Annotated in this window: 22 protein-coding genes; 14 read left to right on the forward strand and 8 right to left on the reverse strand. The window is 70.3% G+C overall.

What is annotated here, in order from left to right; translation table 11 throughout:
• The first annotated feature begins 144 nt into the window (after positions 1–144).
• Both LDL49_RS22020 and LDL49_RS22025 read left to right on the forward strand, forming a co-directional pair.
• Positions 145–468 carry a sensory rhodopsin transducer gene (locus tag LDL49_RS22020; protein ID WP_225293012.1) on the forward strand — a complete coding sequence of 108 codons (324 nt, stop codon included), beginning with the start codon at positions 145–147 and terminating at the stop codon, positions 466–468.
• Positions 425–1,399 (forward strand): diacylglycerol/lipid kinase family protein, encoded by a 975-nt coding sequence (locus LDL49_RS22025; RefSeq protein ID WP_225293013.1) that lies wholly within the window; start codon positions 425–427, stop codon positions 1,397–1,399. The genes LDL49_RS22020 and LDL49_RS22025 overlap by 44 nt, the downstream gene beginning before the upstream one ends.
• On the opposite strand, the gene LDL49_RS22030 is transcribed toward LDL49_RS22025, so the two are convergent.
• Genes LDL49_RS22030 through LDL49_RS22040 form a run of 3 tightly spaced genes read right to left on the reverse strand, consistent with a single transcriptional unit; the run spans position 1,383 to position 4,626 of the window.
• Positions 1,383–2,762, reverse strand: a complete 1,380-nt coding sequence (locus LDL49_RS22030) for an ABC transporter substrate-binding protein (protein ID WP_225293014.1) — start codon at positions 2,760–2,762, stop codon at positions 1,383–1,385. The genes LDL49_RS22025 and LDL49_RS22030 overlap by 17 nt on opposite strands.
• Positions 2,763–2,776: 14 nt before the next feature.
• Positions 2,777–3,697 carry a carbohydrate ABC transporter permease gene (locus LDL49_RS22035; protein ID WP_225293015.1) on the reverse strand — a complete coding sequence of 307 codons (921 nt, stop codon included), beginning with the start codon at positions 3,695–3,697 and terminating at the stop codon, positions 2,777–2,779.
• Entirely contained in the window at positions 3,694–4,626 is a 933-nt protein-coding gene (locus LDL49_RS22040; RefSeq protein ID WP_225293016.1) for a carbohydrate ABC transporter permease, read from the reverse strand. Before LDL49_RS22040 ends, LDL49_RS22035 begins: the two co-directional genes overlap by 4 nt.
• A gap of 353 nt (positions 4,627–4,979) precedes the next feature.
• Between LDL49_RS22040 and LDL49_RS22045 the strand changes: the two genes are divergently transcribed.
• The 8 genes from LDL49_RS22045 (at position 4,980) to LDL49_RS22080 (ending at position 12,361) form a co-directional block, all read left to right on the forward strand.
• Positions 4,980–6,023 carry a LacI family DNA-binding transcriptional regulator gene (locus LDL49_RS22045; RefSeq protein ID WP_225293017.1) on the forward strand — a complete coding sequence of 348 codons (1,044 nt, stop codon included), beginning with the start codon at positions 4,980–4,982 and terminating at the stop codon, positions 6,021–6,023.
• Positions 6,024–6,099: 76 nt separating this feature from the next.
• Positions 6,100–8,187 carry a beta-galactosidase gene (locus LDL49_RS22050; protein ID WP_225293018.1) on the forward strand — a complete coding sequence of 696 codons (2,088 nt, stop codon included), beginning with the start codon at positions 6,100–6,102 and terminating at the stop codon, positions 8,185–8,187.
• 40 nt (positions 8,188–8,227) lie between these two features.
• Positions 8,228–8,443, forward strand: a complete 216-nt coding sequence (locus LDL49_RS22055) for an oligopeptide/dipeptide ABC transporter ATP-binding protein (RefSeq protein ID WP_225293019.1) — start codon at positions 8,228–8,230, stop codon at positions 8,441–8,443.
• Positions 8,436–8,873 carry an oligopeptide/dipeptide ABC transporter ATP-binding protein gene (locus LDL49_RS22060; RefSeq protein WP_308016169.1) on the forward strand — a complete coding sequence of 146 codons (438 nt, stop codon included), beginning with the start codon at positions 8,436–8,438 and terminating at the stop codon, positions 8,871–8,873. Before LDL49_RS22055 ends, LDL49_RS22060 begins: the two co-directional genes overlap by 8 nt.
• Before the next feature lie 65 nt (positions 8,874–8,938).
• Positions 8,939–9,505, forward strand: coding sequence for a carboxymuconolactone decarboxylase family protein (locus tag LDL49_RS22065; protein ID WP_225293020.1), 567 nt, complete (start codon positions 8,939–8,941; stop codon positions 9,503–9,505).
• A 163-nt stretch (positions 9,506–9,668) separates the two neighbouring features.
• On the forward strand, positions 9,669–10,463 hold the full coding sequence (locus LDL49_RS22070; protein WP_225293021.1) for a maleylpyruvate isomerase family mycothiol-dependent enzyme: 795 nt from the start codon (positions 9,669–9,671) through the stop codon (positions 10,461–10,463).
• Positions 10,464–11,196: 733 nt separating this feature from the next.
• A complete protein-coding gene (locus LDL49_RS59240; protein WP_372470405.1) occupies positions 11,197–11,736 on the forward strand; it encodes an RICIN domain-containing protein in 540 nt (179 codons plus the stop codon).
• 4 nt (positions 11,737–11,740) lie between these two features.
• The gene (locus LDL49_RS22080; protein WP_225293022.1) at positions 11,741–12,361 is read left to right on the forward strand and encodes a YoaK family protein; all 621 of its coding nucleotides are present in this window, start codon (positions 11,741–11,743) and stop codon (positions 12,359–12,361) included.
• 8 nt (positions 12,362–12,369) lie between these two features.
• Here LDL49_RS22080 and LDL49_RS22085 read toward each other — a convergent pair whose 3' ends face one another.
• On the reverse strand, positions 12,370–13,176 hold the full coding sequence (locus tag LDL49_RS22085; RefSeq protein ID WP_225293023.1) for an alpha/beta fold hydrolase: 807 nt from the start codon (positions 13,174–13,176) through the stop codon (positions 12,370–12,372).
• A 73-nt stretch (positions 13,177–13,249) separates the two neighbouring features.
• Here LDL49_RS22085 and LDL49_RS22090 point away from each other — a divergent pair, with 73 nt between their 5' ends.
• From LDL49_RS22090 to LDL49_RS22100, 3 genes are read left to right on the forward strand one after another with little or no spacing between them, the layout of a single operon-like run.
• Positions 13,250–14,698 (forward strand): RNA polymerase subunit sigma-70, encoded by a 1,449-nt coding sequence (locus LDL49_RS22090; protein ID WP_225293024.1) that lies wholly within the window; start codon positions 13,250–13,252, stop codon positions 14,696–14,698.
• A 16-nt stretch (positions 14,699–14,714) separates the two neighbouring features.
• Positions 14,715–15,989 (forward strand): sensor histidine kinase, encoded by a 1,275-nt coding sequence (locus LDL49_RS22095; RefSeq protein ID WP_225293025.1) that lies wholly within the window; start codon positions 14,715–14,717, stop codon positions 15,987–15,989.
• Positions 15,977–16,636 (forward strand): response regulator, encoded by a 660-nt coding sequence (locus LDL49_RS22100; RefSeq protein WP_225293026.1) that lies wholly within the window; start codon positions 15,977–15,979, stop codon positions 16,634–16,636. Before LDL49_RS22095 ends, LDL49_RS22100 begins: the two co-directional genes overlap by 13 nt.
• A 20-nt stretch (positions 16,637–16,656) precedes the next feature.
• Here LDL49_RS22100 and LDL49_RS22105 read toward each other — a convergent pair whose 3' ends face one another.
• Complete coding sequence (locus tag LDL49_RS22105) at positions 16,657–16,833, reverse strand: hypothetical protein (protein WP_225293027.1); 177 nt, start codon at positions 16,831–16,833, stop codon at positions 16,657–16,659.
• A gap of 105 nt (positions 16,834–16,938) precedes the next feature.
• Positions 16,939–17,769 carry a YihY/virulence factor BrkB family protein gene (locus LDL49_RS22110; RefSeq protein WP_225293028.1) on the reverse strand — a complete coding sequence of 277 codons (831 nt, stop codon included), beginning with the start codon at positions 17,767–17,769 and terminating at the stop codon, positions 16,939–16,941.
• Positions 17,770–17,980: 211 nt separating this feature from the next.
• Between LDL49_RS22110 and LDL49_RS22115 the strand changes: the two genes are divergently transcribed.
• A complete protein-coding gene (locus LDL49_RS22115; RefSeq protein ID WP_225293029.1) occupies positions 17,981–19,156 on the forward strand; it encodes an AI-2E family transporter in 1,176 nt (391 codons plus the stop codon).
• On the opposite strand, the gene LDL49_RS22120 is transcribed toward LDL49_RS22115, so the two are convergent.
• Together LDL49_RS22120 and LDL49_RS22125 are read right to left on the reverse strand one after the other, a co-directional pair.
• The gene (locus LDL49_RS22120) at positions 19,153–19,824 is read right to left on the reverse strand and encodes an alpha/beta fold hydrolase (RefSeq protein ID WP_225293030.1); all 672 of its coding nucleotides are present in this window, start codon (positions 19,822–19,824) and stop codon (positions 19,153–19,155) included. The genes LDL49_RS22115 and LDL49_RS22120 overlap by 4 nt on opposite strands.
• A 105-nt stretch (positions 19,825–19,929) precedes the next feature.
• Complete coding sequence (locus tag LDL49_RS22125; RefSeq protein ID WP_225293031.1) at positions 19,930–21,069, reverse strand: helix-turn-helix domain-containing protein; 1,140 nt, start codon at positions 21,067–21,069, stop codon at positions 19,930–19,932.
• Between the last annotated feature and the right edge of the window lie 155 nt (positions 21,070–21,224).

Here is a 21,224-nt window from a genome sequence, read left to right on the forward strand (position 1 = left end):
TCTTCACACCGCCGGTGATCCCCGACAATACGATCACGGATGCTCGCCGATGTCGTCTCCGGCCAGTCACCGGCTCTTAATCCGATATATCCGCTCTTGTCGGGGTAGCTGGACGACTGTCGCAGGAAAGGACGGGAGTCGCGTATGAGCACATTGGTGGGAAACTGGAAGATGGCCATCACCGACGGGTGCGTCCGGGGCGACCGGCTCTGCCTGTTCAACGTCAGCCCCAAGAAGGCCCACGTCGAGCTCACGTTCTGCGCGACGGGCGAGGAGCCCCTCGGCCCGTACCGCGCGACGGTGCCCGCGCAGCGCACCAGCGACCTGAGCCTGGACGACCTGGCGGCTTCCGACGCCCTGTCCCCCAGCACCCCCTACTCGGTGGTGGTCGTCTCGGACATGCCGGTGATCGTGCAACTCACCCATGTTCACCCAGGCGTACCTGACCGGCGCCGATCGGCGGCCTGACCGCTTGGAGCGGGGCGCGGTGGCTCGCAGGTTGGTGGTGATGGGCAATCCGGCCGCGGGCGGGGCCGACGACGCGACACGCCAGGCGGTGCTGGACATCCTGGGTCGTGAGGCGGACGTCGTGGTCCAGGTGACGGAGCGGCCGGCGGACATCGAGCGGGCGCTGGAGGAGCACGCCGATCGCGTGCCGGTCGTCCTCGGTGGCGACGGCAGCCTGCACACGCTGGTGGCGGCACTGCTCGCGCGCGATGAGTTGGCCACGCGGCCGGTGGGCCTGGTCCCGATGGGCACCGGCAACGACATGGCCCGTGCCCTGGGCATTCCGCTCGATCCCCGAGAGGCCGCGACGATCGTCCTGCGCGGGCGGGAGCGGAGGATGGACCTGCTCGTCGACGATCAGGGCGGGATCGTGGTGAACGCCGTGCACGTCGGCGTCGGCGCGCTGGCCTCGGAGCAGGCGACCCCGCTCAAGCCATGGCTGCGCCGCGCCGCGTACGCCGTGGGCGCGCTGCTCGCCGGCTTACGGGCCAAGGGATGGCGGCTGGGCGTACGGGTGGACGGAGAGACCGTCGCCGACGGCCGGCGGCGGATCCTCATGGTGGGCGTCGGCAACGGCACCTCGATCGGCGGCGGCACGCCGCTGACACCGGACGCGCGGCCGGACGACGGCCTGGCGGACGTGGTCGTCTCCTTCGCCGTGTCGCCCTGGGCACGCCTGGCCTTCGGGGTGCTGCTGCGGCTCGGCAGGCAGCGTACGCGGGACGACGTCGTGACCCTCAAGGGGCGCTCGATCGCCGTCGACGGCGAGCCGGCCCCCGCCAATGCCGACGGAGAGCTGGGACCTGCCCAGCCCTCCTACGCCTGGACGCTGCGCCCATCGGCCTGGCGGATCATCGCACCGGACGCGCCGGGGGTCAGCCGCCGCTGGTGAGGGTGAAGCCCTGCTCGGTGCCGAAGGCGGAGATGCGGTCCTGCCAGGTCTTCAGCGCGGCCGACAGGTCACCGCCGCTGTCGATGGCCTGGCCCACGGTGTCCTTGAAGATGCTGTTGGCGTACACCTGGAACGGGAGGTACTGCCAGCCGGGGCGGACGGCGGCCGAGGCGTCGCCCAGGACCTGGTTGATCTTCTGCCCGCCGAAGAACTCCTGCGGCGCGTCACGGAAGGCCGGGTCGTCGAGCAGCACCTTGGTTGCGGGGAAGAGCCCGGCCTCGGTGTTCAGTGACTTGACGGCCTCCGGGTCGGAGTTGAGCCACTGCGCGAAGGCGACGGCGGCCGGGATGTTCTTGCTCTGCGGGATGACCGCGACCGAGGAGCCGCCGTTCTCGGCGTTCATCGGCTTGGCGGCGTCGTACTGCGGCATCGGGGCGACCGCCCACTTGCCCTTCGTCTTGGGGATGGAGTTGATGATGCCGTTCGGCGCCCAGGCGCCGGTCAGCCAGACGGCGTACTTGCCCGAGCCCATGCCCTTCCACCACTCGTCGGTCCAGCCGGGCTGCGGGTCGACCAGCTTCTCGCCGAGCAGGGTGCTCATCGTGCCGACCCACTGCTTGACGCCCGGGTCGGAGTCGAGCTTGACGCTGACCGAGCTCTCGCCCGAGGTCTTGAACGGCGCGCCGCCCGCCTGCCAGATCAGGCTGTCCACTCCGCCGGCGTCACCGGGGTCGATGGAGGTGATGAACGAGCCGGAGTCGGCGGCCTTGATCTTCTTGGCCGCGTCGACGAACTCCGCCCAGGTGGCCGGCGGCTTGATCTTCAGCTTGTCGAAGATGTCCTTGCGGTAGAACATCGCCATGGGGCCGGTGTCCTGCGGGACCCCGTAGACGCCGCCGTTGATCGCCACCTGGCCCCACGCCGAGTCGGCGAACTTGTCCTTCAGCGCGGCGGCGCCGTAGTCGGCCAGGTTGACGACCTGCTTGGCGAGGGCGAACTGCGGCAGCGCGAAGTACTCGATCTGCGCCACGTCGGGCGCGCCCGAGCCGGCCTTGATCGCGGTCTGCAGCTTGGTGTACTGGTCAGCGGACTGACCCGTGTTCACCACATTGACCTTGATGTTCGGATATTTCGTTGTAAAGCGGGCGACGGTCTTCTCGATCCCCGTGACCCACGTCCAGAACGTCAGCTCGGCGGGCTTGGACAGCGCGTCCTGTACGGCCGCCGTAGCGCTGGGGGCGGCGGCGGACGGGGCGGCGGTGGCACCGCCACCGGAGCCGCCGCCGCACGCGGCCAGGGCCAGGGACAGGGCCGCGGCGATCCCGGCGGGGATGACACCGCGCCGTGAGGGAAGGGTTTTCATGGCGTTTCCTTTGGTCACTGCTTGACGCTTCCGGTGGCGAGGCCCGACTGCCAGAACCGCTGGAGCCCCAGGAAAGCGATGATCAACGGCACGATCGACAGCAGGCTGCCGGTCAGGATGAGCGAGTAGGTGGCGTCACCGGCACCGGAGGTGCCGCTGTTGGCCTGGGCGTTCCACTGGTTGAGGCCGACGGTGAGCGGGAACCAGTCCGGCGAGTTCAGCACGATCAGCGGCAGGAAGTAGTTGTTCCACGTCGCGACCAGCGCGAAGAGCAGGACGGTGACGAAGCCCGGGGCGAGCAGCCGCAGCGCGATGGTGCGGAAGATCCTGAACTCGCCCGCGCCGTCGATGCGGGCCGACTCCAGGATCGAGTCGGGCACCGCGTCGGCCGCGTAGACGCGCATCAAGTAGAGACCGAACGGGCTGCACAGCGCCGGGATGAGCACCGCCCACGGGGTGTCGACGATTCCGACCCGGCTGAACAGCAGGTACGTCGGCACCGCGAGGGCCGTGCCCGGGATGGAGATGCCGCCCAGCACCACCGCGAACAGCAGCTTGCGGCCCGGGAACTCGTACTTCGCCAGCGCGTAACCACCGAGAGTGGCCAGCAGGGCGGCACCGCCCGCGCCCACCACGGAGTAGAGCACCGAGTTGCCGAACCAGCGCACGAAGATGCCGTGGTTGTAGCTCAGGGTCTCGCCGATGTTGGCGAACAGGTGGAAGTCCCCGCCGAACCAGAGCCCGAAGGTCGAGAACAGGTCCCCGCCGTTCTTGCTGGCGTTGGCCAGCAGCCAGAACAGCGGCAGGACCGCGTACGCGAACATCACCAGCATGATCACCGTGAGGGTGGGACTCTTCCCCCGGCGCCGTGCCTTGGTGGATCGGCGCGCCGCATGTCCGGCCGTGGTGCGGTTCGCCTCGGCGACGGCCGTCACAGCGTCTTCTCCCTTCTCGCCGTGATGATCTGCACCGCGTACGCCACGATGATGGTGACGACGCCGAGCACCACGGCGACGGTGGCCGAGTAGTTGATCTGCTGGCCGTTGAACGCGAGGTTGTAGGCGTACATGTTGGGCGTGTAGCTCGTCCCGATCACCGCGGGTGCGAGCTTCTGGAGGATGTTCGGCTCGTTGAAGAGCTGGAAGCTGCCGATGATCGAGAAGATCGTCGCCACGAGCAGCGCGGGACGCAGGGCGGGCAGCTTGATGCTCCAGGCGATGCGGATGGCGCCCGCTCCGTCCATCTCGGCCGCCTCGTAGAGCTCGCCCGGTACGGCCCGCAGCGCGGCGTACAGGATGATCATGTTGTAGCCGACGAACTCCCAGGTCACCATGTTGCCGATGGAGGAGAGCATCCAGGAGCGCGAGAGCAGGTCGGGGACCGCGACGCCGAGGCCCTCGCCGATCTGCCCCACCAGGCCGAACTGGTCGCCGTACATGTAGCCCCACATGAGGGCCGACACCACGGCCGGCACCGCGTACGGCATGAAGATCGTGATGCGGAACATCGACGGCCAGCGCAGCCGGCCGCTGTCGATGGCCAGCGCGCAGCCCAGGGCGATGAGCAGCATGACGGGCACCTGCACGACCAGGAAGAGCGCGACGCGGAGCAGGCCGGCGCCGAACAGCGCGTCGCCGATGGCGCGGGTGTAGTTGGCCACGCCGGCGAAGACCGTGCCGCCGATCATGCGCTCCTGGAAGAAGCTGAGATAGATCGCGTACGCCAGCGGCGCGACCACCGCGACCAGGAAGACCACGAAGAACGGCAGGAAGAAGGCGTAGCCGGCGACGCGCAGGCGCAGGGCCGGCCGGGCAAGACCGGCGGGCGCGCTCACCGGCCCGGCGAGACCGGCGGGCGCGGTCATCCCGTGCTCCTGCCGTGGGATGTTCGCGCTGCCACGAAGACTGGCACTGAACTCTCCTTGTCGGGGCATGGCGATCCACGGACCGCCCGATTACCTACGCCACCGTGGAGCGCTCGGCGCAGCGATCGCGAGACTCCGTGTTTACGTAAACATGGCGAAGATGTCCCGTAGTCTCCATTCGCCGTCAGAACATGTCAATAGGTAACCCAAAGTTAACACCAATGCCTGATTTATCACTGTTTGTTACTAGATGTCGGCTGAGGCAAGGCCCCATTGACGAATGGGTCATGTTCGCGTAAACATCGTGCGAGAGTTTGCACGACAGCAAGCCCATCGGATGACCAGAGGTGCCAGTGGACGGGGCGACCCAGAAACCCGCGGCGGGACGGCGCTCGCCCAAGCGACCGTCCATGGCCGACGTCGCCGCGATGGCCGGGGTCTCCAGTCAGACGGTCTCCCGGGTGGTCAACAACCGCAGCAACGTGGAGGAAGAGACCCGCCAGCGCGTCCTGTCGGCCATGCGCGTCCTCGGCTACCGGCCCAACACCGCCGCCCGCGCCCTGGTCACCGGCCAGTTCCGCACCCTGGGCCTGATCAGCTTCGGGCTCGGCAGCTTCGGCAACGCCCGTACGGTCGACGCCGTCACCAAGGCGGCGCAGCGAGCCGGCTACACCGTGAACATGATCGCCGTCGAGTCGCAGACCGAGCGGGCCGTGCACGAGGCGTTCGACCAGCTGACGGTGCAGGCGGTCGACGGCATCGTGGTCATCGAGGCGCAGATCCTCGACACACCGGCGCTGCGACTGCCGCCGGACGTGCCGGTCGTGATGGCCGACGGCGACGTCAGCCTCCGCCACCCGATGGTCGACACCGACCAGGCCCTCGGTGCCCGGCTCGTCACCCGTCACCTGCTCGACCTCGGCCACGAGACGGTCTGGCACGTCGCCGGGCCCGAGGACTCCTATGCCGCGCGGCGCCGGGCGGAGTCCTGGCACGCGACGCTCAAGGAAGCGGACGCGGCGGTTCCCCAGATGCTGTTCGGCGACTGGACCGCGGCCAGCGGTTACGAGGCCGGCCGCGTCCTGACCCGGCGGCCCGGCGTGACGGCCGTCTTCGCCGCCAACGACCAGATGGCCCTGGGCGTGATGCGCGCGATGATCCAGGCGGGCCGTCGCATCCCTGAGGACGTGAGCATCGTCGGTTTCGACGACATCGAGGAGTCGGCCTACCTCTCCCCCTCGCTCACCACCGTCCGGCAGGACTTCGACGTGGTGGCCGAGCGGATCGTGTCGCTCATGATCGACCAGATCGAGACCGGTACGGCCCCCGCCGCCACCACCTTCGTCGCTCCCCAACTGATCGTCAGGGAGAGCACCAGCGCGCCGCCGACCGGCTGATCCGACCACCCGCAGCACGCCCCACCGAAGAAGGGAGGAGCGGTGGCCCTCGCCCGCCGAGGCCGCCGCGCCGACGATGAACGCCGTACCTCACGATGTCAGGCCGGTCTCCGGGACTGCCGGCGCCCCGTCCCCGGGCGACCGGTTCTGGCGCCGGCTCGGCGGCGTGGCCTTCGGCGGCGACTACAACCCCGAGCAGTGGCCGGCCGAGACCAGGGCGGAGGACCTGCGCCTCATGGCCGAGGCCCGGGTCAACCTCGTCACCGTCGGGGTGTTCGGCTGGGCGCGCGTGGAGCCCGCGCGCGGCGCGTACGACTTCTCCCTGTTCGACCAGGTTCTAGATGACCTGCACGCGCACGGGATCACCGCCGACCTCGCCACCATGACGGCGTCCCCACCGCCCTGGCTCGTCCACGAGCACCCGGAGATCCTGCCGGTCACCGCGGACGGGACCGTGCTGGGTCCCGGCGGGCGGCAGCACTTCTGTCCCTCCAGCCCGGTCTACCGGGAACGGGCGGCGCTCCTGGTGGAGCGGCTGGCCACGCACTACCGCGACCATCCGGCCCTAGGGCTGTGGCACGTCGGCAACGAGTACGGCTGCCACATCGCCGCCTGCTACTGCGAGGTGTCGGCCGCCGATTTCCGCCGCTGGCTGCGGGAGCGCTACGGCGACGACCTGGCCGCGCTGAACGACGCCTGGTCGACGGACTTCTGGTCGCAGCGCTACGCGTCCTTCGACCACATCCAGCCGCCCCGCGCGGCTCCGACGTACCCCAATCCGGCCCAGCAGCTCGACTACACGCGCTTCGCCAACGAGACGCTGCGCGACTGCTTCGACCTGGAGGCGGGCATCCTGCGGCGGGTCACCCCCGAGGTGCCGATCACCACGAACTTCCTGGGCGGCCTGAAGGCCGTGGACGTCTTCGACTGGGCGCCGCGGCTGGACGTCGTGGCGGTCGACTCCTACCCCGACCCCCACGACCAGCGGCCGCATCTGGCCCCTGGCCTGGTGTACGACACGATGCGCGGCGCCGGGGGCGGGCAGCCGTGGATCCTGATGGAGCAGGCGCCGAGCGCGGTCAACTGGCGGGGCCGTAACGCGATCAAGCAGCCCGGCCAGATGCGGCTGTGGAGCTGGCAGGCCGTCGCGCAGGGCGCCGACGCGATCCTGTACTTCCAGTGGCGGCAGTCACGTGGCGGCGCCGAGAAGTTCCACTCGGGCATGGTGCCGCACGCGGGGGCCGACAGCAGGGTCTTCCGTGAGATCACGGCGCTCGGCCGGGAGCTGGCCGCGGTGCCCGACCTGCCCGGCACGCGGGTCAGCAACCAGGTGGCGATCCTACTCGACTGGAACAGCTGGTGGGCGCTCGAACTCGACTCCCACCCCTCGGACGGCGTGCGGCAGGAGGAGCGCCTGCTGGACCATTACGGCCCGCTGTTCGACCTCGGGGTCGGCGTGGACGTGGTGCCGCCCTCGGCCGAGCTGACCGGCTACGCGCTCGTCGTGGTGCCGAACCTGTACCTCCTGTCGAGCGAGGACGCGCGGCGCGTCTCGTCGTACGTGGCCGGCGGCGGCGCCCTGGCCGTCTCCTTCTTCAGCGGGATCGTGGACGAGCATGACCGGGTCCACCTGGGCGGCTACCCCGCGCCGCTGCGCGAGGTCCTCGGGGTCCGGGTCGAGGAGTTCTGCCCGGCGGCCGAGCACGAGCGGTTCCCGGTACGCGGCCACGGGGTGCTTTCGCACCTCGAAGGGGTCGCCGACCTGTGGCGAGAGGACCTGCACTTGGCCGGTGCCGAGCCGGAGGTCGTCTTCGACTCGGCCGACTGGGCCGGTCGCCCGGCCGTGACCAGGCACGAGTTCGGCGCGGGGATCGCCCGCTACCTCTCGACCCGCCTCGACGCGGTCACCATGCGGGCGGTCCTCGGCCGGGCGCTCGCCGAAGCCGGAGCGACCCCCGTCGTCGAGGGGCTGCCCGCAGGGGTCCAGGCGAGCGTCCGCGCGGGAGCCGGCCGCCGCTTCCTGATCCTGCTGAACCACACCGGCGACAAGCACGACATCGCCCTCAGCGGCGCGTGGACCGACGCCCTGGACCCGTCGGACGAGGGCGTCGCCACCGTCACCCTGCCGCCTTCGGGCGTCGCCGTGCTCCGCGCAGGGGACTAGACGTCCCTTCAGCGGACGATGCGGGCCCGAGCCCGGAGCAGTGCGGCCACGATCGCCTCCTCACGGTCGGGATCAAGGCGGACGAGAGGGATGGAGCAGCCCGCCCGACCTGCACTCGGTGCCCTCGGGCTGCGCCTTCCGCGCGCGCTGCCCGATGGCGAGCGACGTGTGCGCGGCGGAGCGTCCCGTCCTCGTCGAGGCCGGACCCGGTCGCCTGTCCGCGTGTCATCACTGGAAGGAGCTGACCGATGACTGACACATCCGCTATGGAGGCGCCCCTGCTGGACGCGGGAGGGGTGAGCAAGACCTTCCACGTGGCCCGCGGTGCCTCGGGCGGCAACCGGCTGCGCGCGCTGGACGGAGTCGACCTGCGGCTGGCCCGCGGCGAGACGCTCGGCTCGACGAAGCAGGTGTTCGACCAGCCGCGCCATCCGTACACCGCCGCGCTCATGTCCGCGGCGCCGGTCCTCGACGTCACCGCGGGGGCTCGGCGGGAGCGGATCCTGCTGCAGGGGGAGGTGCCCTCTCCGCTCGATCCGCCGTCGGGATGCCGGTTCCGTACGCGCTGCTGGAAGGCTGAGGACGTCTGCGCTCAAGTGGTACCGCCCCTGGAGCCGTCCGACGGCGAGCCGCTGCACTCGGCCGCGTGTCACCTGCCGCTCCTGGAGGTCGCGAAACCGGGTTGATGAGGCCGTTGCGGGGGTGAGACTCTCAGGCGCTCGGTCACCCGATGACACAGCCGGAGGTATCGATGGCGAGATTGACCCTCATCCATCCTGACGACGCGACCGGGGACGCGGCCAAAGTGCTCGCGTCCCTGCCGGTCAAGCTCAACATCTTCCGCATGCTGGCGCATGCGGAGTCGTGTGTGCTCCCGCAGGTGCGGCTGGGCACGGCCATCCTCAGCAGTCTTGATCTCGGGCACCGACGGCGCGAGCTGCTGATCCTGCTCGTCGCGCGGATCGAGGGCGGCGCCTACGAATGGCGGCAGCACGTCCCGATCGCCCTGGGAGTCGGCGTCCCGCAAGCGCAGATCGACGCGATCGAACAGGCGAATCTCGCCGGCGAGGTCTTCGACAGCGCGGAGCGGGCGCTGCTCGCGTTCGGGAAGCAGGTGATCGAGGCCGTCCGGGTCGAGGACGGCGTGTTCGCGGAGGTTCGACGACACTTCTCGGAGCGGGAGATCGTCGAGGCGATCCTGGTGATCGGCTTCTACATGACCATGGCACGGTTGACCGAGGTGACGGAGACCGATCTCGACCCGGCCTCGGGAATGACCGTGTTCGACTCCTTCCAGCCCCGGGACACGTCCGCATGAGCCTCGTCGGCGCCTTCGGATCGCTGGTGGCCGGGGCGCCGACAGGTACTCGCCGCCGCGGGGGAGCATTCAGCTTCCTCGCCGGACGTATTCTTGACCCGTCAACAAAATTCGCAACGCGGCGGACCGTAGACATCTCCGCGTCCCCACCTTGGAGACGAACATGACCGATCGTGCCGACCAGATCATCGACGCGCTGCGCAGCGGCCACGATCACCTGGCCACCCTTGTCCGCGGCCTCGCGGCCGACGACCTCACCCGGCCGTCCGGCGCGTCGGAGTGGGACCTGTCGCAGGTGCTCAGCCACCTGGGCAGCGGCGCCGAGATCAACCTGGCCGGCCTGGAGGCCTCGCTGAGCGGCACCGCCGCCCCAGGCGGGGACTTCAACAAGTCGGTCTGGGCACGCTGGGACGCGATGTCCCCGGCCGAGCGGGCCGAGGGCTTCCTGACCGCCAACGAGGCGCTGGTCAGCCGCTACGAAAGCCTCGACGCGCAGACGCGCGAAGAGCTGCGGATCGACCTCGGCTTCCTGCCGGTCCCCGTGGACGTCGCGACCGCGGCGGGGCTGCGGCTCAGCGAGTTCACCCATCACTCCTGGGACGTCGAGGTCGCCTTCGACCCGGCGGCGACCCTGGCCCCCGCCGCGGCCGAGCTGCTGCTCGACCAGGTGGGCATGCTCATCGGCTTCGTCGGCAAGGCCGACGCCCTCGCCGGGCGCCCGGTCAGTGTGGCCATCCGGACCACCTCTCCGGAGCGCTCCTTCGGGCTCGCCGTAGGGGAGGCGGTCAGCCTCACCGACGAGCCGGCTCAGCCCGACGCCGTCCTCAGCGCGCCGGCCGAGTGGTGGCTGCGCCTCACCACCGGCCGCCACTCCCCCGAGCACACTCCGAGCGTCGTGACCCTCACGAGCGACACCCTCACCTTGGACGATCTGCGGCGGATCTTCCCCGGCTTCTGACCCGGCCGCTGATTCGGTTACCGGGAAGCACGGCCATTGCCCGATAGACGCGCGTACGTTCCGTTACCCTAGGCCGACACACAGTGCCGGACGGAGCAAATGCGCAATCCCCCACGCGAGCTCGCCCTCGTGATCGGCGCGGTGGCCGTGCTCAGCGCGGTCTTCACCGTGCTGGCCGGCATCTACGTCAACTTCGCCACCGACGGCCAGCCCCAGCTCAACCCGGCGCACATCCTGCCCGCGATCGTCTTCGCCTGCCTGGCCGCCGCGCTCCCGCCGCTGGGCGGCTTCCTGCAGTCACGCTGGGCCAACCGCACGGCGACCGCGACCGATCCGTTCACCGCGCACGACCTGCCCACGTTCAAGCGGCTGCTCAAGGAGCTGCGCAGGGAGGCGCGCACGCCCAGGTTCGCCGAGCTCCAGGCGCGCGCCGCCCGGCGGGAGCTCGCCTTCGACCGGGCAGACCTGGAGAAGGTCACCAAGCAGGGCACCGGCTGGCTCAACGACGTCAAGGGCGCCGAGCCGGTCATCCGGGCCTTCCTCCTGGTGCACGACCTGCCGGACGCCGCGGCGGACAGGTGGCTGCAGTCCTACCGCCGGCTGGCCGATCCCCGGCCGTCCCGGCCCGCCCGCCGCAAGAGGCTGGTCATCGGCACAGCATCGCCTCCCCCGAGGGAACCTGTGCGCCGAGCCCAAACAGAGCATCGCCGACTCCGGCACCCCGCTGATCCTGCTGGCCTGCGCGGCCGACCGGCCCGGCCAGCGCTGGCTGGTCACCACCCGCCCGCCGGATCTCGGCAGCTCGCTGGCCAGCTCGGAGAACGGCGTCTGCCTGGACGCCACGGGCGCCGCGGACCTGATCACGTGGACCTGCCACGGCGGCGTCAACCAGGCGTTCGGCTACCGGCGGAACGCCCAGGGCGCGTACACGATCACGAGCATGGGCACCTGCCTGACCGCCACCGGCCCACCGGACCGGCGGCGCCCGTCCCGCGAGCCCTGCTCGGACTCCGCCGGCCAGCTCTGGCGTTTCACCTACCGCTCGGCGTACAACCGCTGGCATTACTGGGAGGTCCAGCACGTCGCCAGCGGCCTGTGCCTGCAACTGGAGCCCGACGGGCAGTCGCTGTCCCTGCACCCGTGCACCCGCGCGAACGTCCAGCAGTGGCGCACCCCCGACTGGCTGAACCCACCCAACACGCCCACCCATCCCGGAGCGGCGAACCCGCCCAGCGCGCCTCCAGCCGGAGGCCGGGGGGGCGCCCGACCATGAGGGGATGCCCGCCACCAACCGCCTGCCTGTCCTGAGCCTGGCGCTGGCCTCGGGCTCCATGGACGCCTTCACCTTTCTCGCCCTGGGCCAGGTCTTCACCTCGAACATGACCGGCAACCTGGTCCTGCTCGGCGTGTCAGCCGGCCGTGGCCGCCTCTCCGAGGCCCTGGGTTCGCTGGTGGCGCTGATCGCCTTCACCTGCGGCCTGGTCGCAGCGTTCCGGTTCACCGGCTCGGCCACCGGCTGGGTCGCCCGCATCAGGCTGGCCCTGGTCGCCGAGCTGGGCCTGCTGATCGCGCTGGCCATCGCCTGGGCCCTGTCCGGCCCGCACCTCCCGCTGATCGCGACCGCCGCCCTCGCCATGGGCGTCCAGAGCGCGGTGACCCATCGTCTGCGGACCTTCATCGGCTCGACGACGTTCATCACCGGCGCGATGACCAGCTCGTTCTCCCGCCTCCTCACTCCCGAGGACGGGCAGGCGCACGTTCCCGAGCTGGTGGCCGTGCTCCTCGCCCTGGCGCTCGGCGCGGCCGCCGCCACGGTGAGCCTGCGCCTGCTCCCCGCGGCGGCTCCGGTGATCGCGCTGCTGGCCGTGGCCCTCGCGCTGATCACCGGTACGGGCTGACGCGCCGATCAGCTCTCGGACAGGACCGCGTGCAGCCGGGCGACGAAGGACTTCGGGTCGTCGACGAAGCCGATGTGGCCGCCGGGGAACATCGTCGGCTCGACACCAAGTGCCGCGGCGAGCGCGATCGAGGTGCGGTCGCAGAGCTGGCCGGCCGAGTCCTCGCCGATGCCGATCACGACGCGGGTACTCGCCGCGCGCAGGGCGGCGAAATCGGGCCGCCAGCTGATGGTGGCGCGCATCTCGTGGGCGAACCAGCGGCGCTCGTCGGCGACCTGCCGCGGGTCGCGTTCCCCGCCGAACATCATCCCGATCGCGTCGTCCGGGATGGGGAAGTTGGCCTGGGCCATGAACTTCCGCCAGGCCCCCGTGACATCGCCGGCGAGGTAGGTGGCGATCAGGTCGTCGGTCCCGGCATAGAGCTGCTCGCGGTCCTCCAGCGGGTCGACCACCGGGGCCTCATGGGCGATGACGGTGTGGGCCTGCTCGGGGTGGGCTTCGGCGAACGCCAGCGCGGTGACGGCGCCGCCGCTGGAGCCGAAGATCGCGGCCGGTCCGGCGTCGAGGTGGTTCAGGAGCCGGGACAGGTCGTCGGCGCGCAGCTGCGGGGTCGAGTCCTGGCCGGGGTCGTGGAGGGGGCTGCGGTTGATGCCTCGCGGGTCGGTGGTGAGCACGGTGTGGTCGGCGGCCAGCAGCTCGGCCGCCGGGGCGAAGGAGTCGGCGTCCATCGGGGCGCCGACGAGCACGACCAGGGGGCCCTCGCCCCGTACCTCGTAGTAGAGGGTCGCGTCAGGGATCTCAAGGGTGTTGTGCATCGGAGTTCTCCTGGTCTGGAGGTTGGTGGTCGGTCGAAGAGGTGACTCCGGTGATGGGGCAGAATCGTCGCTTGTGAGCGAAGTCTTTTCCGCCACGTCCGAGGGCGCCTCTGCGGAGGACGCCGAGGACCTGGGCCGGGCGCGGGCCGGGGACGACGCCGCGTTCAACCGGCTCGTGGAGCCGTTGCGCCGGGAGCTGCACGCCCACTGCTACCGCATGCTCGGCTCCACCCACGACGCCGACGACGCTCTGCAGGACGCCCTGCTGCGGGCCTGGCGGGGGCTCGCCCGGTTCGAGGGCCGCAGCTCGCTGCGCTCGTGGCTGTACACCGTGGCCACCCACACCTGCCTGGATACCATCGAATCCAGGGGCAGGCGAGCCCTGCCGATGGACCTCGGGCCGTCCAGTGACCGCGCCGTGCTCGGCGACGCCCCGCTGGCCGACGTCGCCTGGCTGGGCCCCTATCCCGACGCGGGTCTCGGCGCGGGCGGACCGGCCGCCCGTTACGAGCAGCGCGAGGCCGTCGAGCTCGCCTTCGTCGCCGCCCTGCAACACCTGCCGGGCAACCAGCGCGCGGCGCTGCTGCTCTTCGAGGTCCTCGGGTTCTCCGCCGCCGAGATCGCCTCCACGATGAACACCTCCACCACGTCGGTGAACTCCGCCCTGGCGCGCGCCCGCAAGATCGTCGCGGAGAAGGTGCCCGCGCCCACCCAGCAGCGGACGTTGCGCCAGATCGACGACGCCCGGGTGCGGGAGATCGTCGCCGGTTACTCCACCGCGCTCGAACGCGGCGACGCCGACGCCCTGGTCGCGCTCCTGACCGAGGACGCCGCCGCTGCCGCACTGGTATCACGGTCTGGAGGCCGTCGCCGACTTCGCCAGGCGGATCCCGCTGACCTCCTGCGGCAGCTGGCGGCACCTCCCGGTCACCGCGAACGGCCAGCCCGCCGTGGCCTGCTACCTCCGGAACGACGGAGCCGGGGCGCACCTCGCCTGGTCGATCAACGTACTGACCTTGCGTGGCGAGCGCATCCGCGAGGTCACCTCGTTCATCGGCGCCGAGCACTTCACGTCTTTCGGGCTGCCCGCCTCACTGCCCTGAGATGCTCAGGGGCGCCGGTGGCGGTAGTGGTGGACGGCCAGGGCGACGGCGCACGCGATGGTGGCGAGCCCGAATCCGATACCGACGAAGACGTTGGGGCCGATGTTCGAGGTCACGATGTTGAGGACGGCGCTGATCGCGAGCAGGAGCCACAGCACGGGACGGAGCATCCCGCGTCGAGCGTCGGCGGGCGGTGCCGGACGGGACGCCTCGGAGATGTTCAGGATGTCGGACATGGGGTGCTCCTCACTCGATGGGCTGTCACACATCGAAGCTACGGACGATCACCGCTGACGACGATCCCACCAACGGGACAAGCCGGGTACAGCAGGCTGTACTCCTCGGCCGATGATCTGCCGACCGACCAAATGATGCCCTATTGTCCTGGGCTGAGGAGGCGCCGCCGGGCGATCTCCTAGGCCAAGGAGGTGCCGCATGCCGACCGACGACCCCACGACCGGCCGGCCGGCGGCCCGCTGGGACGCGTTCGCCCTCGCCCGTGCCCGAGTCGTCTTTGACGCACTCGAACACCTCGTCGGCGGATTCGGCACATCGTTCCTGGCGTTGATCGCCTTCGCGCTGGTGATCGCCACCGCGGTCACCAGCCTCGTCGGCGTGGGCCTGCTGCTGGCGCCCGTCACGCTGCGCGTGGTGCGTGTCGTCGCCGATCGGGAACGCGGGCGGCTCTCCCGCTGGGGTCCGGAGGTCGTCGGGCCGGAGCCGATACCGCACGGGCTGCGCGCCGCCCTCGCGGACTCGGCCGTACGCGGGGAAGTGGGCTGGGTGGCGACGCATGCCGTCTTCGGGCTGCTTGTCGGTGCGATCGGTCTCTCGCTGCCCCTCTACGCGGTGCGTGACATCCCCTTCCCGCTGTACTGGCGGCTGCTGCCACCGGACGTGGCGGCCACGTCGGCCAGTGGGCTCTGGACCGTGCAGGGCTGGCCCAGCGCCCTGGCCGTCTCCCTGCTGGGCATCGGCTGGATCGTCATCACCGCCACGATCACCCCGGGTATGGCGCGGCTGCAGGCCTGGCCCGGCCGCCGGCTCCTGGCGCCCGCCTCCGGCACCGACCTCGCGCTGCGCGTCGTACAGCTCACCGCGACCCGCGCCGCCGCGCTCGACGCGCACTCCGCCGAGCTGCGGCGCATCGAGCGGTCGCTGCACGACGGGACACAGAACCGGATCGTCGCCGTCAACGTCCTGCTCGGCGCGGCGCGCCGGGCTCTGACCCGCGACCCGGCCAGCGCCGAGGCCATTCTCGAACGCGCGCAGGACGCCGCCGAGCAGGCACTCGCCGAGCTTCGCGGGGTCGTCCGCAGCATCCTGCCGCCGGTGCTGACCGACCGGAGCCTCTCGGACGCGCTCACCGGTCTGGCCACGGCCTGCCCGGTGCCCTGCCGGATCGACGCCGACCTGCCCGTCCGGTGCGCCTCCTCGGTCGAGGCGACGGCCTACTTCGTGGTGGCCGAGACGCTCACCAACATCGCCAAGCACAGCCGTGCCGGGCGCGCCGATGTCCTGGTCCGCCTCCAGGACGACCGGCTCCAGCTGCGGATCACCGATGACGGCCAGGGCGGGGCGGACGAACGCAACGGGTCCGGGTTCGTCGGCATCCGCCGCCGTACCGAAGCACACGATGGGACATTCATGCTGACCAGCCCGCCCGGTGGGCCCACCACCGTGACCGTGAGCCTGCCATGCGGATCGTGATCGCCGAGGACGATCCGCTCCTGCGCGAAGGGCTCGCGCTGCTGCTCCGCGCCGAGGGGATCGACGTCGTGGCCACCGCCGGTGACCCCGGCGGTTTCCTGGAGGCCGTCGGTGTCCACCAGCCGGACGTCGCGATCGTCGACGTACGGATGCCGCCGACCCACACCGACGAGGGGATCGTCGCGGCCGTCGAGGCCCGGCGGCGCCAGCCGGACCTGGCCGTGCTCGTGCTGTCCGCCTACGTCGAGCAGGCGTTCGCCACCGAGCTGCTCTCCCATGGCAGCTCCCGCCTCGGGTACCTGCTGAAGGAGCGGGTCGGGCGGGTGGACGAGTTCCTGAGCGCGCTGCATCGGGTGGCGGACGGGGGTACGGCCATCGATCCGGATGTCGTCGCGCAGCTGCTCGTACGCACCCGGCCCGACACCCGGCTGGAGCGCCTCAGCCCGCGCGAACGCGACGTGCTGGCCCTGATGGCCGAAGGTCTGGGCAACGCGGCCATCGCCGAGCGGCTCTTCGTCACCGATGGCGCCGTGCACAAGCACATCCGCAGCATCTTCGCCAAGCTCGACCTGGCGCCCACCGACCGGGCGGACCGGCGCGTCACCGCCGTCCTGCACTACCTGGAGGACGCCAACCGCCGGGTCTGACCCGGCCGCCCGGCCCGGCGTCACTTGCTGGGCTGGGGTGTCTCGCAGGCGATCTTCGGGTTCATGCCGACATAGTTGAGAGGGCCGGCCACGATCGTCACGGCGATGGTGGCCAACTTGTTGCAGTTGTCGACCGGTCCTGAGTAGTAGTCACGCTGGCCCGCCGCGAAGGCGCCGACGATCAGCCAAAGGATCACCACTACTGACGCTAAGCGCATCGGTTCTACCTCCATCATCCGGCCTTGGTCACCAGTCTCTCCCCCTGGCGAGGCCGAGGAAACGGGCAGTTTTCCCACCGTCTGTCACTGAAGAGGAACCTTCGGCGACTTTCGGAGAGGAGGACCGCCGGTGGTCAGGTCCTTGACCTGGCCGGTGGTGCTGGTGGCCGCCAGAGCGACGGCGAACAGGATGAGCTGGTTGAGAATCTTCAGAAACACCAGCATCCCCACGGCTCCCGCGACCACCTGGTAGGCGGGGTTGGCCGCGGTGAGGTTGAGGTAGACCTGCCCGAGGGTCTTGAGGATCTCCAGGCCGATCGTGATGACGAGCGCCGGGCCGATCACCCTGCGCAGCGGCAGGTGCAGCCGGGGCGGGGCGGTCAGCAACGCCATGGCCAGCAGGGTGTTGATGCCGAGACCGATGACGAACGCGGCTGCGGACAGCATCCACTGGGCCCAGTCGGCGTCCGTGCCCACCGTGTGGACGGCCAGCCAGCTCAGCAGCCACTCGGCGGCGAAGGCGAGGGCGATCGACAGGAAGAGCAGCACACCGAGCCCGGCCACCACGCCCAGGTCGATGAGCTGGCGCAGGATGAACCTGCCCGGATATTCCTCGATCCGCCAGATCGCCCTGCTGGCCGAGCGCAGGGCGTCCATCCAGAACAGGCCCGTCAACGGCAGCGCGACGAACGCCACCGCCCCGGCCGTCGCCCGCGCGTCGATCAATGCCTGAACGTCCAGTCGCGGGAAGTTCTCGCTCAGATAGTGCTGCACCGCGATCAGCACCGGCGGATAGTCCAGGTACCGGCCGAGAATGGCGAACCCCAGCAGTGCGAGCGCGAAGGTGGCGAAGAAGGAGTAGTACGTGAGCGCGGCCGACAGCCGGCCGGCGTCCACCTTGTCGTAGCGGATCACGGCCCGGACGAGATGATCCAGCCAGCCATGACGACTTCTCGCCCGAGCCCAAGCCGCCGGCAACCGTCCGAGCTTGCTCACCGTACCGTCCAAAACCGCTCGATCTTCAGGCTGAGCCTCTACCCGGGCGTGCGTCGAATCATCCTGGCCGCACCTTACTGGGCGGCCGGGATCCGTGCCTATCAGGAGCGGAGATGAGAGTCTGGAAGACGTGAAGCCGGATCGGGGACCCCTCTGGGGGCTGGTGCCACCTACGCTGGCCAAGCTGGCCGCCTGGTGCGCCTGCTTGATCCTCATCGGCGTCGTGGCCAACTACGTGGTCGGCATCGTGGTGCTGATGCACCTCATCGCCCTGCCGGTCGCGGTCGCCCTGCTGCTGACCGCGCTGCTGTTCCCCCTCACCAGGCGGCTGCGCGGGATGGGTCTGCGGCCGATCTACGCCACGTGGGTCACCATGCTCGTCGCGTTCGCCGTGGTGGGCGGGACCGGCTGGGTCATCGGCGTACGGGCCAACGAGGAGTTTCCCGGCCTGGTCAAACAGGTGCAGCGGACCGCCAAGACGATGGAGGGCTGGCTCTACACGGGCCCGCTGCACGTCAGGCCGAACCAGCTCAGCAACTGGGTCGACGACATCGCCAACCTGGTCACCGAACAGCAGCGGCAGATCACCACGACCGTGCTCGCAGGCACCGTCGTGCTGCTCGAAGTGCTGGCCGCGACCGTCCTGCTGCTCTTCGTGACGTTCTTCCTGCTCAAGGACGGGGACCGGATCTGGGCGTGGTTCCTCAAGGAGTTCGGCACGGTCGCGCCACGGGTCGATCGCGCCGGGCGCACGGCCTGGGTCACACTCTCGCACTACGTACAGGGCACCGTGGCCGTGGCGGCGGTGCACGGCATCCTCATGGGCATCGTGCTCGCGGTCATGGGCGTCCCGCTCTGGGCGGCGCTCGCCGTGCTGATCTTCCTGGCCAGTTTCATCCCGATCGTCGGCATCTTCTTCGCCGGAGCCGTCGCGACGCTGGTCACGCTCGGTGCGAAGGGTCCGATCTACGCGCTCGTCTTCGTCGGCATCCTGATCGTCGAGCAGCAGTTGGAGAACCACGTCCTCCAGCCGCTGATCGTCGGCCGGGCGCTCCACTTCCACCCACTGGCGATCATCATGGTGCTCTCCGTCGGCGGCATCCTGGCGGGGATCGCGGGCGCGATCGTGGCCGTGCCGATCGCCGCGATCCTGTACCGGTCGGTGCCCGAGCTCTTCCGGGACGAACCGCTCCCGCTCCCACCTGTGCCGGAGGCGGAACCACCGCCACACCACGGCAAACCCGCCCAGACCGCCGGCGGACCAACGCTGCCTACCGGGCGACGCGATGATGCGCGGCGGGACTAGGCGCTCGTGGCCAGGAGGATCTTCAGCAGCTCGTCAGGCGCGTCCCGCATCACGTTGTGCTTGGACGCGAGGGCATGCGCGCGCCACGACGGATCGGCGAGCGCCTGCTCGTAGGCCGGCTTGAAGGCCGACTCCCCCTCGCCCTCGGTCGCGTACACATAGTCCTTGCTCCGGAACCGGTCGAGCCCGCCGCGCAGGCGGATCGACTGGAGGAGGGAGGCCAGCGGGTGCGGCGTGGCCCGCGGATCGAAGAAGGGCAGAGGCGCGGTCGCGTAGCCGTTCGTGTGGGCGTCACCGATGTACCAGTTCCGCTGGTCGTCCGTGGCCAGGGTCCAGCAGGAGTCCCCGTCCACGGGTACGAAGGCGTCGACATAGACCAGACCGTCGACGCGCTCGGGGACACGGTCGGCGGCGCCGGTGATCACCATTCCGCCATAGCTGTGCCCCACCAGGACGACCTCGGTGAGCTGCTCGTCCTCCAGGAGATTCACCACGTCGTCGATGTGCGTGTCCAGGTTGACCGAGGCGTTGAGCAGGTGCTTCCTGGCGCCCAGCCCAGTCAGCGTGATCGGGTACGCCTCGTGGCCGTGCTGCCGGAGCCGGCGCGCCAGCGGTTCGAAGCACCACGCGCCGTGGCAGGCGCCGGGAACGAGTACGAAGGTGGTCATCTGGGATTCCTCAGGTAGGTGGCTTATGTCCCCAGCCTTCAGCAGAGCGAGCCAGAAGTCCAAGAGATAGTACGTCTCCTTACCAGAAGGAACAGTTATGGGCACTCACGCGGTGAGCCGGGCGATCTGCCGTAGCTCGCCGCGAGTCGTCTCGCAGTCCAGCCGCCGGAGCTGGTCCACCACCCGGCCGGCCTGGGGGCTGTACTTGAGCTCCTCGGGACAGCTCTCCGCCACCTTCCTGAGCATGGCGGTGGCGGCTTCCGGGTTGCGGTCCATGGCGTGGGCCGTGGCCAGGGACAGGAAGTAGCGGGCCTGCCGGTCCTTGGCGTACAACCGGTCCGCGTCAACGTCCGCCGCCAGCCGGATGGCCTGCCGGAACCGTCCCATGCGGACCGCCACCACCATCGTGTGCAGGTCCACCTCGGTCATGAAGTCCGCGCCGAGCCGGTCGCCGAGCTTGCGGGCGCGGTTCAGCAGTTCCTCGGTGCGGAGGAGGTCGTTCTCCTCGGCGGTGGCCAGCGCCGCCGTCAGGTAGCAGGTGCCGATGGTCGGCGGGTCGTCCGTGAGCTCGGTCGCGGCCAGGCACAGGCGGCGGGCGTCGGCGTACCGGCCCAGGTGGATGAGGACTTCGGCCAGCTCGGCCCGCGTGAGCGCGGGCAGGAGGCGGTCGGCGGGCGCGGCGGCCACGGCGCGGTCGGCGGCCAGCAGGGCGAGCGGGTGGTGGCCGCAGCCGCGCAGCAGCGTCGCGAACAGCCGGTAGACGTCCGTGAGGTCGGCGGCGGCCGCCTCCCGGTCCTCGGTCTTCGCCTGCTCCGCCGACGTGTCGGCCATCAGCAGGAGGGCGGGCAGGCGACGGCGCAGCTCGGTGTAGCGCCTGGGCGAGCGCTGCCAGATCTCCCACGCCGACGACACGTGGCGATGGACGCGGTGCACGCTCTCGGCCACCCCGTCGGCGCACAGCCGGGGGAACAGCAGCGCCCGGCCGACGTCATCGCATTCGCCGTGGTCGCCCGTGGCCGGCAGTGTTATGGGGCCGCCGATGAGTTCGGAAAGGTCGTTGACGCGGAGCACATCGGCTATTCGCATGATGGTGGATAATCGGTCCAGCGGCCTGGCACCTTTTTCGACCAGCCGGAGCCATTCCTCGCTGCAGCCCACGAGGTTCGCCAGAATACGCCGGGACAGGCCGCGTGCGCGGCGCATGGCCATGATCCGGCCGCCGTCGACCAAGAAATCGCTGGCCATGCCGCCAGATTAGGCGATGAATTCGACGGCCACCGGCGGCCATAAATGACCGCCGCTTTCTGCCACCGGGCGCCGAAGAAAAAGCCGCTATCTTATTCGGAGAATCGTGGGATGCCGTCGCGCAACTCCAGTTGGATCCGGGCGGCCCGGCCGGG

It is taken from the genome of Nonomuraea aurantiaca, from assembly GCF_020215705.1.
In the GTDB taxonomy this organism is placed as follows: Bacteria; Actinomycetota; Actinomycetes; order Streptosporangiales; family Streptosporangiaceae; genus Nonomuraea; species Nonomuraea aurantiaca.

What these genes read in the sequence shown, in the direction of transcription:
- LDL49_RS22050 (WP_225293018.1), top strand. Translation starts at nt 6,100, where the DNA reads ATGAACGCCGTACCTCACGATGTCAGGCCGGTCTCCGGGACTGCCGGC.
- LDL49_RS22080 (WP_225293022.1), top strand. Translation starts at nt 11,741, where the DNA reads ATGCCCGCCACCAACCGCCTGCCTGTCCTGAGCCTGGCGCTGGCCTCG.
- LDL49_RS22060 (WP_308016169.1), top strand. Translation starts at nt 8,436, where the DNA reads ATGACTGACACATCCGCTATGGAGGCGCCCCTGCTGGACGCGGGAGGG.
- LDL49_RS22040 (WP_225293016.1), bottom strand. Translation starts at nt 4,626, where the DNA reads ATGACCGCGCCCGCCGGTCTCGCCGGGCCGGTGAGCGCGCCCGCCGGT.
- LDL49_RS22120 (WP_225293030.1), bottom strand. Translation starts at nt 19,824, where the DNA reads ATGACCACCTTCGTACTCGTTCCCGGCGCCTGCCACGGCGCGTGGTGC.
- LDL49_RS22065 (WP_225293020.1), top strand. Translation starts at nt 8,939, where the DNA reads ATGGCGAGATTGACCCTCATCCATCCTGACGACGCGACCGGGGACGCG.
- LDL49_RS22100 (WP_225293026.1), top strand. Translation starts at nt 15,977, where the DNA reads ATGCGGATCGTGATCGCCGAGGACGATCCGCTCCTGCGCGAAGGGCTC.
- LDL49_RS22125 (WP_225293031.1), bottom strand. Translation starts at nt 21,069, where the DNA reads ATGGCCAGCGATTTCTTGGTCGACGGCGGCCGGATCATGGCCATGCGC.
- LDL49_RS22070 (WP_225293021.1), top strand. Translation starts at nt 9,669, where the DNA reads ATGACCGATCGTGCCGACCAGATCATCGACGCGCTGCGCAGCGGCCAC.
- LDL49_RS22085 (WP_225293023.1), bottom strand. Translation starts at nt 13,176, where the DNA reads ATGCACAACACCCTTGAGATCCCTGACGCGACCCTCTACTACGAGGTA.
- LDL49_RS22030 (WP_225293014.1), bottom strand. Translation starts at nt 2,762, where the DNA reads ATGAAAACCCTTCCCTCACGGCGCGGTGTCATCCCCGCCGGGATCGCC.
- LDL49_RS22020 (WP_225293012.1), top strand. Translation starts at nt 145, where the DNA reads ATGAGCACATTGGTGGGAAACTGGAAGATGGCCATCACCGACGGGTGC.
- LDL49_RS22025 (WP_225293013.1), top strand. Translation starts at nt 425, where the DNA reads ATGTTCACCCAGGCGTACCTGACCGGCGCCGATCGGCGGCCTGACCGC.
- LDL49_RS22095 (WP_225293025.1), top strand. Translation starts at nt 14,715, where the DNA reads ATGCCGACCGACGACCCCACGACCGGCCGGCCGGCGGCCCGCTGGGAC.